Annotated in this window: 13 protein-coding genes; 1 reads left to right on the top strand and 12 read right to left on the bottom strand. The window is 65.7% G+C overall.

Translation table 11 applies throughout. The annotated features are described in order from the left end of the window. Window positions 1-11 precede the first annotated feature (11 nt). From argF to ACN9MW_RS11180, 5 genes are read right to left on the bottom strand one after another with little or no spacing between them, the layout of a single operon-like run. Window positions 12-938: an ornithine carbamoyltransferase gene (argF, locus tag ACN9MW_RS11160; protein WP_426170727.1), complete on the bottom strand. Its 927-nt coding sequence runs from the start codon at window positions 936-938 to the stop codon at window positions 12-14. Between the two features lie 45 nt (window positions 939-983). Then, window positions 984-3818, bottom strand: a complete 2835-nt coding sequence (locus tag ACN9MW_RS11165; RefSeq protein ID WP_426170729.1) for an ATP-binding protein — start codon at window positions 3816-3818, stop codon at window positions 984-986. Window positions 3819-3828: 10 nt separating this feature from the next. Next, window positions 3829-4728, bottom strand: coding sequence for a ribosome small subunit-dependent GTPase A (gene rsgA, locus ACN9MW_RS11170; RefSeq protein ID WP_426170731.1), 900 nt, complete (start codon window positions 4726-4728; stop codon window positions 3829-3831). After that, window positions 4725-5066: a 4a-hydroxytetrahydrobiopterin dehydratase gene (locus tag ACN9MW_RS11175; protein ID WP_426170732.1), complete on the bottom strand. Its 342-nt coding sequence runs from the start codon at window positions 5064-5066 to the stop codon at window positions 4725-4727. Before ACN9MW_RS11175 ends, rsgA begins: the two co-directional genes overlap by 4 nt. Next, entirely contained in the window at window positions 5063-6334 is a 1272-nt protein-coding gene (locus tag ACN9MW_RS11180) for a M48 family metallopeptidase (protein WP_426170734.1), read from the bottom strand. Before ACN9MW_RS11180 ends, ACN9MW_RS11175 begins: the two co-directional genes overlap by 4 nt. 57 nt (window positions 6335-6391) lie before the next feature. Between ACN9MW_RS11180 and orn the strand changes: the two genes are divergently transcribed. Then, a complete protein-coding gene (gene orn / locus ACN9MW_RS11185) occupies window positions 6392-6979 on the top strand; it encodes an oligoribonuclease (RefSeq protein WP_426170736.1) in 588 nt (195 codons plus the stop codon). Window positions 6980-7007: 28 nt separating this feature from the next. On the opposite strand, the gene ACN9MW_RS11190 is transcribed toward orn, so the two are convergent. The 7 genes from ACN9MW_RS11190 to ACN9MW_RS11220 form a co-directional block, all read right to left on the bottom strand. Then, entirely contained in the window at window positions 7008-8369 is a 1362-nt protein-coding gene (locus tag ACN9MW_RS11190) for a DUF3526 domain-containing protein (protein WP_426170738.1), read from the bottom strand. Then, window positions 8370-9803, bottom strand: a complete 1434-nt coding sequence (locus ACN9MW_RS11195) for a DUF3526 domain-containing protein (protein WP_426170740.1) — start codon at window positions 9801-9803, stop codon at window positions 8370-8372. It lies immediately after the preceding gene. Beyond that, on the bottom strand, window positions 9800-10525 hold the full coding sequence (locus ACN9MW_RS11200) for an ABC transporter ATP-binding protein (RefSeq protein WP_426170741.1): 726 nt from the start codon (window positions 10523-10525) through the stop codon (window positions 9800-9802). The genes ACN9MW_RS11195 and ACN9MW_RS11200 overlap by 4 nt, the downstream gene beginning before the upstream one ends. Before the next feature lie 17 nt (window positions 10526-10542). Beyond that, a complete protein-coding gene (locus ACN9MW_RS11205; RefSeq protein WP_426170742.1) occupies window positions 10543-12651 on the bottom strand; it encodes a TonB-dependent siderophore receptor in 2109 nt (702 codons plus the stop codon). Between the two features lie 60 nt (window positions 12652-12711). Then, entirely contained in the window at window positions 12712-13050 is a 339-nt protein-coding gene (locus tag ACN9MW_RS11210) for a hypothetical protein (protein WP_426170743.1), read from the bottom strand. Between the two features lie 68 nt (window positions 13051-13118). Further along, entirely contained in the window at window positions 13119-13451 is a 333-nt protein-coding gene (locus ACN9MW_RS11215) for a hypothetical protein (protein WP_426170745.1), read from the bottom strand. A gap of 74 nt (window positions 13452-13525) precedes the next feature. Beyond that, complete coding sequence (locus ACN9MW_RS11220) at window positions 13526-14347, bottom strand: crotonase/enoyl-CoA hydratase family protein (RefSeq protein ID WP_426170747.1); 822 nt, start codon at window positions 14345-14347, stop codon at window positions 13526-13528. Between the last annotated feature and the right edge of the window lie 3 nt (window positions 14348-14350).

The raw sequence follows: 14350 nt of genomic DNA on the forward strand, positions 1-14350 counted from the left end.
TACGTCCCCATTTATCGAGCAATCTTGCCCAGCAGCAAATATTCGATCAGGGCCTTCTGTACGTGCAGGCGGTTCTCGGCTTCGTCCCAGACCACCGATTGCGGGCCGTCGATGACTTCGGCGGATACTTCCTCGCCGCGGTGGGCCGGCAGGCAGTGCATGAACAGGGCGTCCGGCTTGGCGCGGGACATCTTGGCGGCATCGACGATCCAGCCGTCGAAGGCCTTCAGGCGGGCCGCGTTTTCTTCCTCGTAGCCCATCGAGGTCCACACGTCGGTGTTGACCAGGTCCGCGCCTTCGCAGGCGTCGGACGGGTTGGCAAAGAAGGTGTAGCGGTCGGTCGATACCAGCGACATGTCCATGTCGTAGCCGTGCGGCGTGGAGACATTGACGTGGAAGCCGAACACTTCGGCCGCCTGCAGCCAGGAGTACAGCATGTTGTTGGCGTCGCCCACCCAGGCCACGACCTTGCCCTTGATCGAGCCGCGATGCTCGATATAGGTGAAGATGTCGGCAAATACCTGGCATGGATGGTGTTCGTTGGTCAGGCCGTTAATCACCGGCACGCGCGAATGCGCTGCGAAACGTTCGATGATGTCCTGGCCGAAGGTGCGCACCATGATGATGTCGCACATACGGGACATGACCTGGCCCGCGTCTTCCACCGGCTCGCCGCGGCCCAGCTGGGAATCGCGGGTATTCAGGTAGATCGCTGCGCCGCCCAGCTGGTGCATGCCGGCCTCGAAAGACAGGCGGGTACGGGTCGAATTCTTGTCGAACACCATGACCAGGGTGCGGTCGATCAGCGGGTGGTAAATCTCGTAGGCCTTGAATTTGCGCTTGATTTCCGCTGCGCGGGCGATCACATATTCGTACTCCTCCAGGGTCAGGTCCTTGAACTGGAGATAGTGCTTGATGCTTTTAGGTGGTATAGACATCTTTGCAAAGTTTTGCTGCGGTGGACTAAAGATTATACGGGCATTTCAATAAATCGTGGCCGGGCGTTCGGGGTCATGCCTTGGCGCCGATATCGGCAGGTCCAGCGTGAAGGTGGTGCCTGCGCTGCTGCTGTCGACGGCGATCTGGCCGCCCAGCAGGGAAGTGACGATGTTGTAACTGATTGATAACCCCAGCCCCGAGCCGCCCTGTCCCAGTTTGGTGGTGAAAAACGGGTCGAAGATGCGCGTCTGGTTCTCCGGCGCGATGCCGCTGCCGTCGTCACTGAACGATATTAGCACGCGGCCTTCCATCGGCGTGGTCGCCAGCAGGTGCAGCTGGCCCCCTTCGCGGCCGTCGAAGGCATGCAGCAAGGCGTTGTTGATCAGGTTCGTGATGACCTGGCCGAAGGGGCCGGGATAGCTGTCCAGCATGATCAGCTCCGGCACCTCGAATGCGATCGTGTGGCCTTCCTTGCGGATGCGGTTCATCACTGTCGCCACCACTTCATGCGTCACCTGCTGCAGGTTGAAAATGCGCCGCTGCTCGGTGGTGCGGTCCACCGCCACCTGCTTGAAGCTTGACACCAGGTCGGCCGCGCTGTGCAGGCCGCGCATGACCAGGGTGGAAGCCTTGCGCGCGTCGTCGATGTAGGCCAGCAGCTCGGATTTGCGCAGCCCCCGGCCATTGACCACTTCTTCCAGTTCGGTGGTTTTCTGTTCCAGCGTGCTGGCAATCAGCAGGCTGTTGCCGATCGGCGTATTCAGTTCATGCGCCACGCCTGCCATCAGCGCGCCCAGCGCCGCCAGCTTTTGCTGCGACACCAGCTGCGACTGGGCTTCCTGCAGCTGCCGGTAGGCGAGGGCGTTGTCGAGCGCGATGGCGCCGTAGGCGCACAGGGTGCGGAAAATCAGCCGTTCCCGTTCGCCATAGGCATTGGCATGCATGGCTTGCGCCGTCATTACGCCCAGCGCCCGCTCGCCCACCAGCAACGGCACGTACAGGGCGCTGCGGCTGGCTGCCGTGCCGGGCGTGACCGTGCTGTCGCGCTCGGGCGGGATCTGGTCGATGTACACCTCGCGCCGCTCGCGCAGGCATTGCGCGGTGTAGGCGGTGGGGTGGTCGAGCGGGATTGCGTTGCGGGGCAGGGCCTGGCCGGCTTCCACGCCGAAGGCACGTTCCAGCTGGCGGCCGGCCGGATCGACCAGGTAGACCGCGAAGGTATTGGCCGACAGCAGGGCGTGGGTGTGGCGGTCCAGGGCCTGGAATACGGCGCCGGCGTCGAGGTGGGTGGTGATTTCCTGACCGATGGCCGATAGCCGCTCCAGCAGCTTGGTGGTTTGCTGCAGCACTTCGGCGCGGCGCGCTTCGGACATTGCCAGTTCGCGATGATGCAGGCCTTCCGCACGCGCCTGTTCCGTCTGGTGGTGCACCTGCATGGCGATGGCGCGGCTGGTGGCGTCCAGCGTGTGGGTCTTTTCGCGCGCGGCGCTGGCGGCGGTCGCCATTTCGTAAGCACGGCCGAAATCGCCCAGGCGCGCGTACTCGGCGCCCAGTGCGTCATACAGGTCGCCCGGCACTGTGTAGCCTTTGATGGTCTGTGCCGCTTCCAGGGCCTGGTGCAGGTAATGCAGTCGGGCGTTGGGCGCCTGCATGCCGGGCGGCGCGGACAGCTGGAGCTGGCCGTGGATCAGGGCCAGCACCCGCAGTGCCGCCACGTGGTGGAAGGCATTATGGTGGCGCGATGCGCGTTCCACCGCCATCAGCGCCATGTCCAGTGCTTCCAGCGAACGATTGAGGAAGCACAGGGCATGGGCCTGGCCGCGCAGCGCTACGATCTTGAAGTCGCCCTGCTGCAAGGCTTCCGCGCGCTCAGACAGCCGCTGGAAAGCATCCAGCGCTTCGCCGTAATCCTTCTTGTCCAGGCACAGTTCGCCCAAGTGCTGCAAGGCGATGGCGTAGGTGCGGCCGTTCGCTTGCGGCGCCAGGATTACCAGCGCCTCGCGCAGCAGCTCTTCCGCCGCGCCAAGGCGGCCAAGGCGGCGCACGATGTCGGCCGTGTGCACCAGGCAGGAGCCGATGCTGCGCGGCCAACCGGTAGGTTTGGCCAGGTCCATGGCGCGCTGCATCCACTCCAGGCCGGAGTGGTGGTCGTTCAGTTGCGAGAATTTCTCCGCGATATTGATGGCGGCCGTGGCGGCTGCGCGAATCTGCCCCGTTTGCAGCGCGGCTTCATAGCTGCGGATGTAGAAGCTGGCCGAATTGCCGATATCGCCGGCCTGGCTGGCCGCGATGGCGAAAAAGTCGTTGATCCAGCATTCGATGCTGGGCGGCGCTTCCACCGACATGTTGAAACGCTCGCCCCAGCGCTCTGTCGCGGCGTGCAGGTCGCGCAATGCCGCCCAACGCGCCTGCACAGCATCCGCAATGGTGGCGCGCTGCTCGTCGGGCGCCGCATGGGCTGCGTTGGAACAGGCTTCCAGTTCAGCATCGCGCTGGCCATGGTTGCCGCGGTCGACCGAGATCCAGGCCTTCAGCCAATGGGCGTCGGCCCGGCCGATATTGTCGTTTTGTGCTTCGAACACCTCCAGCGCGCGCGAAGCGAGGCTGGCGGCGGCATCGAGCTCGCCAAGCAGCCAGCGGATTTCGCCGTCGACCAGGTGCAGTCGCGCTTCGAGCGAAGCGCGTGCATCGCCCGGCAGGTGAGCCAGGGGCAGCAGGGCGGCTGCTTCGCGCGCCAGTTCCTGCGCGCGCTTGCCGTCGCGCTGGCGCAAATGCCAGGCCAAGGGGAGCAGCACCGGAAGCCGCGCAATGCCGCGCAAGGGCAGCAATTCGAGCTCCCAGTGCGCAACGGCATCGTCATCGGCAAACAGAAGCTGCATTGGCGTCCCGTCAATAGAGCGTCTGCGAGGACTCGTGCAACAACTGGCCGTACAGCGTATGCCGCATTTTCGCGATCTTGCCTTCGTTGACGGCCTCCAGCACCGCGCATTGCGGCTCGCTCAGGTGGCGGCAGTTATAGAACCGGCAGCCGCCGAGATAGGGCTGGAAATCGCGGAAGGCCCGTTCCAGCATGCCTTCGCTCAGGTGGTAAAGCCCGAACTCCTGGAAGCCAGGCGAATCGATCACGCTTGAATCCGGGCCCACATGGTACAGGCGGGTGAAGGTGGTGGTGTGCTTGCCGGTGTCGAGCGCCTCGCTGATTTCTCGCGTGGCGATATCGGCGTCCGGCACCAGGATGTTGATCAGCGAAGACTTGCCCATGCCTGACTGGCCGATCAGAATCGAGGAATGACCTTGCAGCAGCGGCGCCAGCGTTGCGCCAGTCTGCTCGGGCTGGCCGGTGGCCGAGACTTCGATCACTTCGTAGCCCATCGCCGAATAGACCTGCAGGCGCTTGCGCGCGTGTTCCAGCATGTCGGTCACGTCAACCTTGTTCAGCAGCAGGCGCACGTGAATGCCGGCCGCCTCCGCAGCCACCAGGGCGCGCGACACCAGGTCGTCCGAGAAGCTTGGTTCCGTTGCGACCACGATGAACAGTTGGTCGACATTGGCGGCCAGCAGCTTGGACTTGTACTGGTCGGAGCGGTACAGCAGCGTCTTGCGCTCCTGGATCTTGTCGATCACCGCCTGGTCGGGCGAAGTCAGGGTCAGGTCAACGATGTCGCCGACCGCCACATTGGTCTTCTTGCCGCGCGTGACGCACTGCAGGCGCTGGCCGTCCGCTTCGGCCAGGTAGTGGCGGCCGTGGGCTGCGATGATGGTGCCGGTGCGTTTGGTCCCCTTGCTCATGCCTGGCCCAGTGCATCGGCCTTGGCGGCGCAAATGAAATCGTTGATCGACAAGCCGTTGACCGAGTGCGTGTCGTAGCGCACCTGGCAGGTCTTGTAGCCCACCACCATTTCGGGGTGATGATCTTCGCGGTGGGAAATATAGGCCAGCGCATTCACGAAAGCCATCGTCTCGTAGTAGTTGTTGAAGCCGAAAGTGTTCACCAGCTTGCCGCTGGCCATGCTCCAGCCATCCAACAACTGGACCAGGCGCAGCGCCTCAGGGGCGTCCAGGGCCTGCGTCTGGTGGCTGCAGCGCAGCGCGCGCAAATCGGCCGCGGTGTGGATATTCGCTGTCATTGAGATGCCGCCAGGTTGAGTTGACGAATCCGCACGCTGGCGGGCGGGTGCGAATCGTAGAAGGCCGAATGCAGCGGGTCAGGCGTCAGGGTTGACGCATTGTCCTCGTACATCTTGACCAGGGCCGACACCAGGTCGCGCGCATCGGTATGCCTGGCGGCGAAAGCATCGGCCTCGAACTCGTGCTTGCGCGAGCTGAGCGAAGTCAGCGGGCCAAACAGGAAGGTAAATACCGGCAGCACCAGCATGAACAGCAGCAGTGCCAGTGCGTCGTTGGACTGGCCGGGCACGATGATCGGATTCACGCCCAGGCCGGTGTAGAACCAGAGCTGGCCTTTCAGGTAGCCAAGCAGTGCGAGGAAACCCAATGACAAGCCGAACATCACCACGATGCGCTTGATGATGTGTTTCAGCTTGAAGTGGCCCAGCTCGTGCGCCAGCACCGCCTCGACTTCCTGAGGCGACAGGCTGGACACCAGGGTGTCGTAGAACACGATGCGCTTGGCCGCGCCGAAGCCGGAGAAGTAAGCATTGCCATGCGCGCTGCGCTTGGACCCGTCCATCACGAACAGGCCCTTGGAGGCAAAGCCGACGCGCGCCATCAAGCCCTCGATGCGCTGCTTCAGCGATTCGTCGGCCAGCGGCGTGAACTTGTTGAACAGCGGAGCGATCAGGTTCGGGTAGAGCGCCATCACCAGCAGCTGGAAGCCGCACCACACGAACCAGGCGTACAGCCACCACAGGCTGCCCGATTTTTCCATCAGCACCAGGATGACCCACACCAGCGGCAAGCCGATCACGCCAGCGACGCCGACACCCTTGAGCAGGTCGATGAAGAACAGGCGCTTGCTCATCTTGTTGAAGCCGAAGCGTTCCTCCAGCTTGAACTGGCGGTAGTAGTCGAGCGGCAGGTCGACCAGGCCTGAGATGACGCAGACGGCAACGATCAGGCCAAGCTGGTAAGCCATGCCGCCGCCGGTGGCATTGAACAAGGTGGCCGAGAGCCATTGCAGGCCGCCCAGCAAGGTAAGGCAGATCAGCATGATGCTGGACAGCATCATGTTCAGCAGTCCCAGCCTGGTGCGCTCGATGGTGTAGTCGGCGGCTTTCTGGTGGGCCGCGAGCGGGATTTTTTCCGCGAAATCGGCTGGCACGGCGGCGCGGTTTTGCAGCACATGGCGGATGTGGCGCGAAGCGAGCCAGAATCGCACCACCAGAGTTGATGTTAAAAATGCAATGAACAAATACGAAAACGCGTGTGAATACATTCTGTGCCTGTGAGAAAATGGCGGATTAACCTGCCCTATATTGTCTTAGAGAGAATTATGTCACAAGCGAACGACACCCCAGCAACCCCGGTCACCCCGCAGCGCCCGAATGAAATGAACCTGGTGTGGGTCGACATGGAGATGACCGGCTTGGAGCCTGAGACCGACCGCATTATCGAAGTGGCAATGGTGGTCACCGACATGCACCTGAACGTGCTGGCCGAAGGCCCGGTGCTGGCGATCCACCAGTCGGACGAAACGCTGGACAAGATGGACGCCTGGAACAAAGGCACCCACGGCCGCTCCGGCCTGATCGACCGCGTGAAAGCGTCGACCGTGACCGAAGCCCAGGCCGAAGCCGAATTCATCGCCTTCATGCGCCAATGGGTCCCGAACGGCAAATCCCCAATGTGCGGCAACACCATCGGCCAGGACCGCCGCTTCATGGTCAAGTACATGCCCAAGCTGGAGGCCTTCTTCCACTACCGCAACATCGACGTGTCGACCCTGAAGGAGCTGGGCCGCCGCTGGAAACCGGAAATGGTCGCCGGCTTCAAGAAAGCCCAGAAGCACACCGCCCTGGCCGACATCATCGAATCGATCGAAGAGCTCAAGTACTACCGCGAGAACTTCATCAAGCTCTAATCAGCCGAGCCCGTGTCACACCATGGGGTCACACCCCAAGTGTGACACGAGCTGTGCTGCGCAGCCCGAGCGCCAGCGCGGCGCCCGCCAGCAGGGCCAGCGCGCAGGCCAGCAGGGCAGGCGGAAAGCCGGCGCCCGGCGCCGGGACAAACACTGGCAACCGTGTAAAGTCCGCCGCGCCGAACGGCTTCTCGTCAAATACGTAAGGATAGAAGTGGCGTCGCACCCGCTCATGGTAGGCGGCCACGCGATCCTGGTAGGCCATGCGGGCCTGCATATCGGTTCCCGCCAGCCGATGCAGCAGCACCTGCACATTCACTCCCGCCAGAAATATTGCCGCATTGCGCGTCCACTCTTCACGCGACCACAGTGCGTTGCGGTACTGGGCTGCCTGCCCAGCAACCATGTCATCCCCGGCCTGGTGCATGGCGTAATACCACTTCCAATGGAAGCCTTCAGGCAGCGGCGCCGTGTTTTTCCACTCAGGATGGGTGCGGAAGAAGCGCTGCATCGTCTCCTCCTTCGGTTTGTCCCATGCCGCATGCACCGCCTGGCGCTGCGCCAGGGCCAGTTCCGCGCCTTGCGCTACCGGGATGGCCCGCTCCAGCGCGGCGTTGACTGCCGTCGGCAGCACCAATGCGAGCAGCACGAAGGCGGCCAGCAGCAACGCGGCGCCCGCTGCTGCGTTACGCGCCACAGCCGCGCCCCAGGCGGCCACGCCGCACCAGAAAACAAGGTAGAGCAGCGCAGCACCCGCCATCAGGGCCGTTTCACCCGGTGCGGCGTCGGACAGCAGCGCACCGGCAAGCAAAGGCACAAGCAGGGCCGCGGCAAGCAGGGCAAGGCGCAGCAGCACGCGGCGCCGCCACAGCGCGCCGGGCTTGCCGGGCAGGGAGGACAGCAAGCGCAAGCGCCCGGCCTCGCGCTCGCCGCTGACCATGTCGTGCATCAGGGCGATGATGAACAGCGGCGCCAGGTAGACCAGCACAAAGGCGAAGTCGAATCGTCCCGGCGCAGCCAGCTCGGGATTGATCGCTTCCGATTCATAGAGCTGCGCTTGCAGCCCAAGGGCGCGCACCTGCAGCGCATAGGGCTGGACGTCGCGCTGCCCGATGGCGGCAAAGGCCAACGGTGACGCCGGGTCGAAGGTCAGGTGAGGCGTGTAGTAGGCCGTGAGCCCGGCATCGCCGTCGGCAGGCTGGCGTTCTGCCCGTTCTGCAAGGTCGGCGGCATGGACGGCGGCGATCCGCTCAAGCGCGACGCGCTGAGCGCCCATCGCCTGCATGCCGTTCCAGACCGACAGTGCGGACAATAGCGCCAGCACCACGAGCGCCGCAGCCGCAGGCCGCGAGCGTAGCAACAGCAGAAGTTCAAATTTCCAGTTCTTCATTCAGATATTCCTTTCCAGGCGGCGCGCGACCCAGGCGGCCAGCAATGCGGCGGCCCCCAGCCAGCCGGCGAGGATGGCCAGCGCCGGCCATACGCGCTGCGCGACTGTGCGTTCCAGCGGCGAGGGGGGATGGCGGTAGCGCGGCAGTGCGCGCCAGTAGTCAGCCGAAATGCGCTGGGCGCGGTCGTCGTGATACTTCACTTTTTCGGCGTGCAGCCGGTTCAGCGCCTGGATCAGGCGATAGCGATAGTCCTCGCCGGCCAGAAGGAAGCGCTCATGCGCCGCCCGGTCGGTATCCGCCAGCGCCGCCGACATGCTGCGCAGGGCCAGCAGCGGCACCGCCAGCGCCGCCGTATCCAGCACGCTGCCTTGCGCGGCCTGGCGTGCGAAGTCGCGCTGCATGCTGGATAAAAACAGCTCGCTGGTCAGGCGCTCGCCTTCTTCGATCACCAGCCCCTTGTAGTTGACGGGCAGGTCCTCGACCTTGCTGACACCATACCGTTTCAGCACGCTGTCGCGGAAACTGCGGAAGTAGGGATCGTCCGGGTTATGGCTGTCGCCGATGCGCGCCAGTTCGGCGTGGACGGCCGCTTCCATTTCGATGCGGGTAGGGCGCGGCACCATGCTGGAAGCCAGGTCGGGCAGCATGCGCGGCAGCAGCACCGCCATCAGGGCCCAGGCGCCAACCAGCAAGAGCAGCGCATCGCGCGCCCGCCGCGCCAGGGCGGAAAGCAAGACCGCAGCAGCCGACCACGATAGCAGGTAGGCGGCGTAGCCCAGCGCCAGCCAGCCGGCCGGCGCCACCAGCAGCGGATCGGCCGCAGCGATCAACAGCAGGGCTGCCAGCGCCGGCGCCGCCAGCATGAGGGCCAACGCGCCGTGCGCCGCCAGCTTGCCCGTCACCAGCGCGCCGCCGCCGACGCCATGCGCCAGCATCAGCCGCAGTTGATCGCGTTCGCGCTCGCGCGCCAGGGCGCCGAACGCCAGGAACACCAGCAGTAAAGGGGCCAGCACCTGCAGCACGAAGGCCGGCGTCAATTGCCCGAAGCGCAGCAACAGCGAAGACTGGCCGGCGTCGCTGAAGTTGGCGCTGTTCTGGCGGTGCCCTTCCAGGTACAGCGTGCTGCCGGTGAAAGGCGCCACGCCGAAGTCGAAGAAGGCGAGGGCGGTCAGCGGGCGGAACACGTAGTGCCCGTAATGCACCACCCGGTGCGGATGACGGTCCGGCTGGCTGTTCCACTGCTCGTCGGCCTGCTGCTGCAGGCGGGCACGCTGCGCTTCCACGCTGTGGGCGCGTTCCAGGCTGACCATGATGGCCGCCAGTGTCAGCACCAGCAGCAGGCCCGCCGCAGCAACGGCGACCCTGCTGCGCCGCAGGGCGCGCCATTCCTCCAATGCCACGCGCCAAGCGGTGGCGGCAAACGCGGGCCTCATGCCGCCCTCCGTGCATCGGCATAGCGCTGGAACAACTGCTGGACATCGAAGCGCTGCGGCCCGTGCGCGGCCAGTTCATGGGCGATGCGGCCCCGGTCCAGGAAGCCGATGCGGTCTGCCACTTCGGCAGCGCCCAGCAGGTCGTGCGTCACCATGAACACCGTGACGCCGTGCTCGCGCAGCTTGAGCAGCAGGGCATTGAATTCGCTGGTGGCATGCGGGTCCAGGCCGGACGTAGGCTCGTCCAGCAGCAGCACCGGCACCAGGCGCGCCGCCGCCAATGCAATGGCAACCTTCTGGCGCATGCCTTTGGAGTAGCCGCCGAGACGACGGTCCCAGGCCGCCGGGTCCATGCCGACGTCGTCCAGCGCCGCCTCGATGATGGCGGGCGCGGCGTCGGCGCCGCCCATGCGCAGCAGGTAATCGAGGTTCTCGCGTGCCGACAGGTGTTCGTACAAGGCGACGTTCTCCGGTACATAGGCCAGGCTGGCGCGCGCCGCCAGCGGATCGAACGCGGGATCGATGCCGCACACGCGGGCATAACCCTCCGCCGGGCGGGCGAAGCCGAGGAAGGCGTTCAGCGTGGTGGATTTGCCGGCGCCGTTGCCGCCCAACAGGGCGTAGATCTCGCCCTGGCGTACCTGCAAGTCGAGGCAGTCAAGCACGCTGGCCGTGCCATAGCGGACCGTCAGGCCCACCGCTTCAAGTGCAATCTTGGTCATCTGTGTTCTCCTTTCAATCAGTAGGAAGCCTGCAGCCCCAGCGAGACCGCACGCGGCGTTCCGGGCGCGACCCAGGTGCGCTGGTAGGAACTGGTGTAGTAGGTCTTGTCGAACAGGTTGTCGATATCGAGCGACAGCCGCAGGCCGCGGGCGATGTGCCAGTGCGCGACCAGGCGCGCCACCGTATAGGCCGGCAGATCGAACGGCGCTGCACCGCTGCTGGCCTGGGCCTGGGTGCGTGCTTCGCCCAGGCGGCGGCCCGTGTGCGTCACGCCGCCGCCGACGCCGAAGCGGGCGCCGTTGGCCAGCGCGCCTTCGTACATCAGCATCAGGCTGCCGTTCACGCGCGGCACGTTGAGCAAACGGCCTCCCGTTTCCAGCGTGTTGTCGCGCACCACCTGGGCGTCGATCAGGGACAGGCTGGCATTGGCGCGCCAGGCGCGGCCCAGTTGCCCGGCCAGGTCGAAGTCCAGTCCCCGGCTGCGCACCTCGCCAGCCGCCACGGAATAGGCGGGTTGCTGCGGATCGGTGGTGAGGGCATTGCGTTTGCGGATGTCGAACAGGGCCAAGGTGGCGCCGAGCCGGCCGCCTGCCTGCTCCCATTTCAGGCCCGCCTCGCTGGCCTTGCCGCGCTCGGGCGCGAAGGCGGAGCCGCTGGCGTCGCTGCCCGTGTTGGGACGGAAGGAGCTGCCCCAGTTGGCAAACAGCGTCCACGCCGGCGTGGCGAGGTAGCTGGCGCCGATGCGCGGGGAAGTGGCGTTCGGCTCCTGGCGCGCAACCGTGCCGTTGCGCCGGTTGGCCAGGGTCTGCTCGTGCCGGTCGTGCCGCAAGCCGGCCACCACGCGCCAGTGCTGGCCGAGGCGCAGCGTGTCCTGCGCATACACCGCCACGTTGCGCTGCTTCTCCAGCGTGTCGGTAAACAGGGCTGGCACCGGCAGCGGCTGGCCGTAGACGGGCGCCAGCACGTCGATCGCATACGGCGCGGCGGCGCTCGGGCTGGCGCGGAACATGCGCAGGTCGTAATCAAAGCGGTAAGCTTCGGCGCCGAGCAGCAGTTCATGGCCCGGCGCCGGACTGCCCGCCAGTTCCATGTGTCCGCCCAGGTCGTCGGAGCCGTAATCGCGCAGGCGGCGCTGGCGGCGCAGCGTGCGCTGGTCTGCATTGAGGGCGGCGGCCGGTTCAGTGGAGTAGCCATCGAGCAGGCCGCGCTTCCACAGCAAGCCGCCGCGCAGTTGCCACGCGTCCGACAGTACATGCTCGAGCATCAGCTGCTGCGTGCTGTTGAAGATGCGGATATCGCCGTCGCCCGGTTCGCCGAGGAAGCGCCCGCGCGGCACGGCGCCCAGTTCATCGTTGACCGCTGCGATGCCGCGGTCCAGCGTGCCCACATGGCGCAGCAATTCGCCGCGGTACTCGAGGCGCGTGCCCGGTCCGGCCTTGATGCTGAGCGCCGGCGCCAGCAGGGTACGGCGTGAATGGACATGGTCGCGGAAACTGTCGCGCTTTTCGCTGGCAGCATTCAGGCGCCAGGCCAGCGCTTCGCCCAGCGGGCTGGTGGCGTCGAGGGCCGCGCGGCGCAGGCCGAAGCTGCCGGCCACCGCATCGAGCGCGTAGGCGGGCCGCCAGAGCGGCCGTTTGCTGACGATATTCAGCGTGCCGCCAGGTTCGCTGGCGCCGTACAGCGCCGCCACCGGGCCTTTCAGGAACTCGATGCGTTCGACGGCGGCCGTGTCGCGCGGCGCGTTGATGCCGCCGCGGTTGGCGGCAAAGCCATTCAGCAACAGGGCCATGCCGTTGTTCGGGTCCCCGGCCAGGCCGCGGATGGCGATGTTGTCCCACAGGCCGCCAAAGCTGTTCTGGCGCGACACGCCGCCAGCGTAATCGAGGGCATCGTCGATGCGCAGGGCGCCCAGGTCGTCCAGTACCTGGCGCGGCATGATGCGCACGGTTTGCGGCAGTTCACGCAGCGGCAAGTCGGTCTTGCTGCCCAGCGCGTCGCTGGCCAGGTAGCTGCCGGAGTCGCGGCGGCCCACGACTTCGACGGATTGCGGTTCTTCTGCACGAACCGACAGGGTGAGCAGTGCCAGCGCAGCCGGGATGGCACGCAGGCGGATTTTCTTCGTCATTTTTATCTTCTCGTCTTGCTTGATCAATGCGCCGCCGCACTGGGCGGCGCCGGGTCTTGGTCAGGGCAAGGCGTTGGCGGGCGGGCCGCGCGGGAGGTAGGGCGGTGCGGCGCGGCGGCCAGGCAAAGCCCGCTCGGCATAGGCCAGCGGGCGTGCCGGCGCCTGTGCCTGGGGCAGCAGGAGTGGCGCGGCCGGCAGGCGTTCGGCCAGCGTGGCGGCATCGTAAGCCAGGCAGGAATGCGCGTGCGCGACGTCGCGCACGTCCTTCTTCCAGGCGTGGGCGAGGCGGTGCTGCAGGCCGGCGGAAACCGCTGTCAGCAAGGCGGCCGCCAGCAGGGCGGCCAGCGCAATATGGATGGCACGCCGCGATGTCACGCGGGTGCGGCGGAATATGGGCATATCGGGTAGCGGCACGATGCCGCGGACGTAACAGGGAATCCTGCGCGCAAGCGGGCAGGGAGGTCAGGTCACGAAGCGATATGGGGCGGCGCCTGCCGCTGGGGGATCAGGTAGCGCTGGGGCGAAATTGCCGCTGGCGCCGAAGGCTGGCGCGCCAGGAAGTAGGCGACTGCCAGGAAGACCGCCAGGAGGGCGGGCGGCGTCGAAGGAACGTCGGCCGGGAAATGGCTGGCCATCTGGCAGGCCACGCAGTCATCCAGCTTGTCGGCCAGGTCGTGGCTGTGCGAGGACGCCGCCAGCAACTGCAATGCAAACACGATCGCGCACAACGCCAACAGCCAGCGCCACAAGCGATTGCCGTGGCGCAGTCCGGAACGTTGGGTATCGGGCCTGGTTTGCATAGCGAGCGAGTATAGCAACTTTTGTCCACTTTGTTCCTGACCCCAGGTGGACAAATTTTGCTGGTTGTTACTTGTCAGTCCTTGAACGCGGGCGGGCGCTTGGCCATGCCGGACATCATGGCTTCCTGCAGGTCGGCCGACATCAGCATGGCCGCGTTCCAGGTGGCGTTGTAATTGAGGCCGTCGGCAATCGAGTGGTCGCGCGCGTAGGTGATCATTTCCTTCACGCCGCGCACGGCCAGCGGCGCCTTGGCGGCGATATCGGCGGCAATGGCGCGCACGCCTTCGCGCAGCGCTTCCGGCGATTCGAACACGCGGTTGACCAGGCGGATTTCCCTGGCTTCCGCCGCCTCCACCTTGCGCGCCGTGTAGGCCAGTTCGCGCGCCATGCCTTCCCCGATCAGGCGCGGCAGGCGCTGCAGCGTGCCCACGTCGGCCGTCATGCCGATATCGATTTCCTTGATCGAGAACCAGGCGTCCGCCGAGCAGTAGCGCATGTCGGCGCAGGTGACCAGGTCGATGCCGCCGCCCACGCAGGCGCCATGCACGGCCGCCAGTACCGGCTTGCAGCAGCGTTCCAGGCTGGTGAGGGTGTCCTGCAGATCGAGGATGATGCGGCGCAGCGATTCGCGCATGCGGCCCTCGCAGTCGTTCTGGATCTGCTGGCCCAAGCCCATCATCATTTGCAGGTCGATGCCTGCCGTGAAGGCCTTGCCTTCGCCTTCCAGCACGGCGACGCGGATCTCGGGCGTGTCGTCAACGTAGCGGAAGGCGCTGCGGATGTCGTGCCACATGGCCAGGTTCATCGCGTTCAGCTTTTCCGGCCGGTTCAGGCGGACGGTGGCAATGTGGGCGTCAACGCTGATGGCGACAGTTTCGAGGACTGGAATGCTCATGGG

The sequence above is a fragment of the Pseudoduganella sp. R-34 genome, from assembly GCF_049904655.1.
In the GTDB taxonomy this organism is placed as follows: domain Bacteria; phylum Pseudomonadota; class Gammaproteobacteria; order Burkholderiales; family Burkholderiaceae_D; genus Rugamonas.

Excerpts from the sequence above, each read along its gene's own strand:
- argF (WP_426170727.1), bottom strand. The coding sequence starts at position 938 with ATGTCTATACCACCTAAAAGCATCAAGCACTATCTCCAGTTCAAGGAC.
- ACN9MW_RS11165 (WP_426170729.1), bottom strand. The coding sequence starts at position 3,818 with ATGCAGCTTCTGTTTGCCGATGACGATGCCGTTGCGCACTGGGAGCTC.
- rsgA (WP_426170731.1), bottom strand. The coding sequence starts at position 4,728 with ATGAGCAAGGGGACCAAACGCACCGGCACCATCATCGCAGCCCACGGC.
- ACN9MW_RS11175 (WP_426170732.1), bottom strand. The coding sequence starts at position 5,066 with ATGACAGCGAATATCCACACCGCGGCCGATTTGCGCGCGCTGCGCTGC.
- ACN9MW_RS11180 (WP_426170734.1), bottom strand. The coding sequence starts at position 6,334 with ATGTATTCACACGCGTTTTCGTATTTGTTCATTGCATTTTTAACATCA.
- orn (WP_426170736.1), top strand. The coding sequence starts at position 6,392 with ATGTCACAAGCGAACGACACCCCAGCAACCCCGGTCACCCCGCAGCGC.
- ACN9MW_RS11190 (WP_426170738.1), bottom strand. The coding sequence starts at position 8,369 with ATGAAGAACTGGAAATTTGAACTTCTGCTGTTGCTACGCTCGCGGCCT.
- ACN9MW_RS11195 (WP_426170740.1), bottom strand. The coding sequence starts at position 9,803 with ATGAGGCCCGCGTTTGCCGCCACCGCTTGGCGCGTGGCATTGGAGGAA.
- ACN9MW_RS11200 (WP_426170741.1), bottom strand. The coding sequence starts at position 10,525 with ATGACCAAGATTGCACTTGAAGCGGTGGGCCTGACGGTCCGCTATGGC.
- ACN9MW_RS11205 (WP_426170742.1), bottom strand. The coding sequence starts at position 12,651 with ATGACGAAGAAAATCCGCCTGCGTGCCATCCCGGCTGCGCTGGCACTG.
- ACN9MW_RS11210 (WP_426170743.1), bottom strand. The coding sequence starts at position 13,050 with ATGCCCATATTCCGCCGCACCCGCGTGACATCGCGGCGTGCCATCCAT.
- ACN9MW_RS11215 (WP_426170745.1), bottom strand. The coding sequence starts at position 13,451 with ATGCAAACCAGGCCCGATACCCAACGTTCCGGACTGCGCCACGGCAAT.
- ACN9MW_RS11220 (WP_426170747.1), bottom strand. The coding sequence starts at position 14,347 with ATGAGCATTCCAGTCCTCGAAACTGTCGCCATCAGCGTTGACGCCCAC.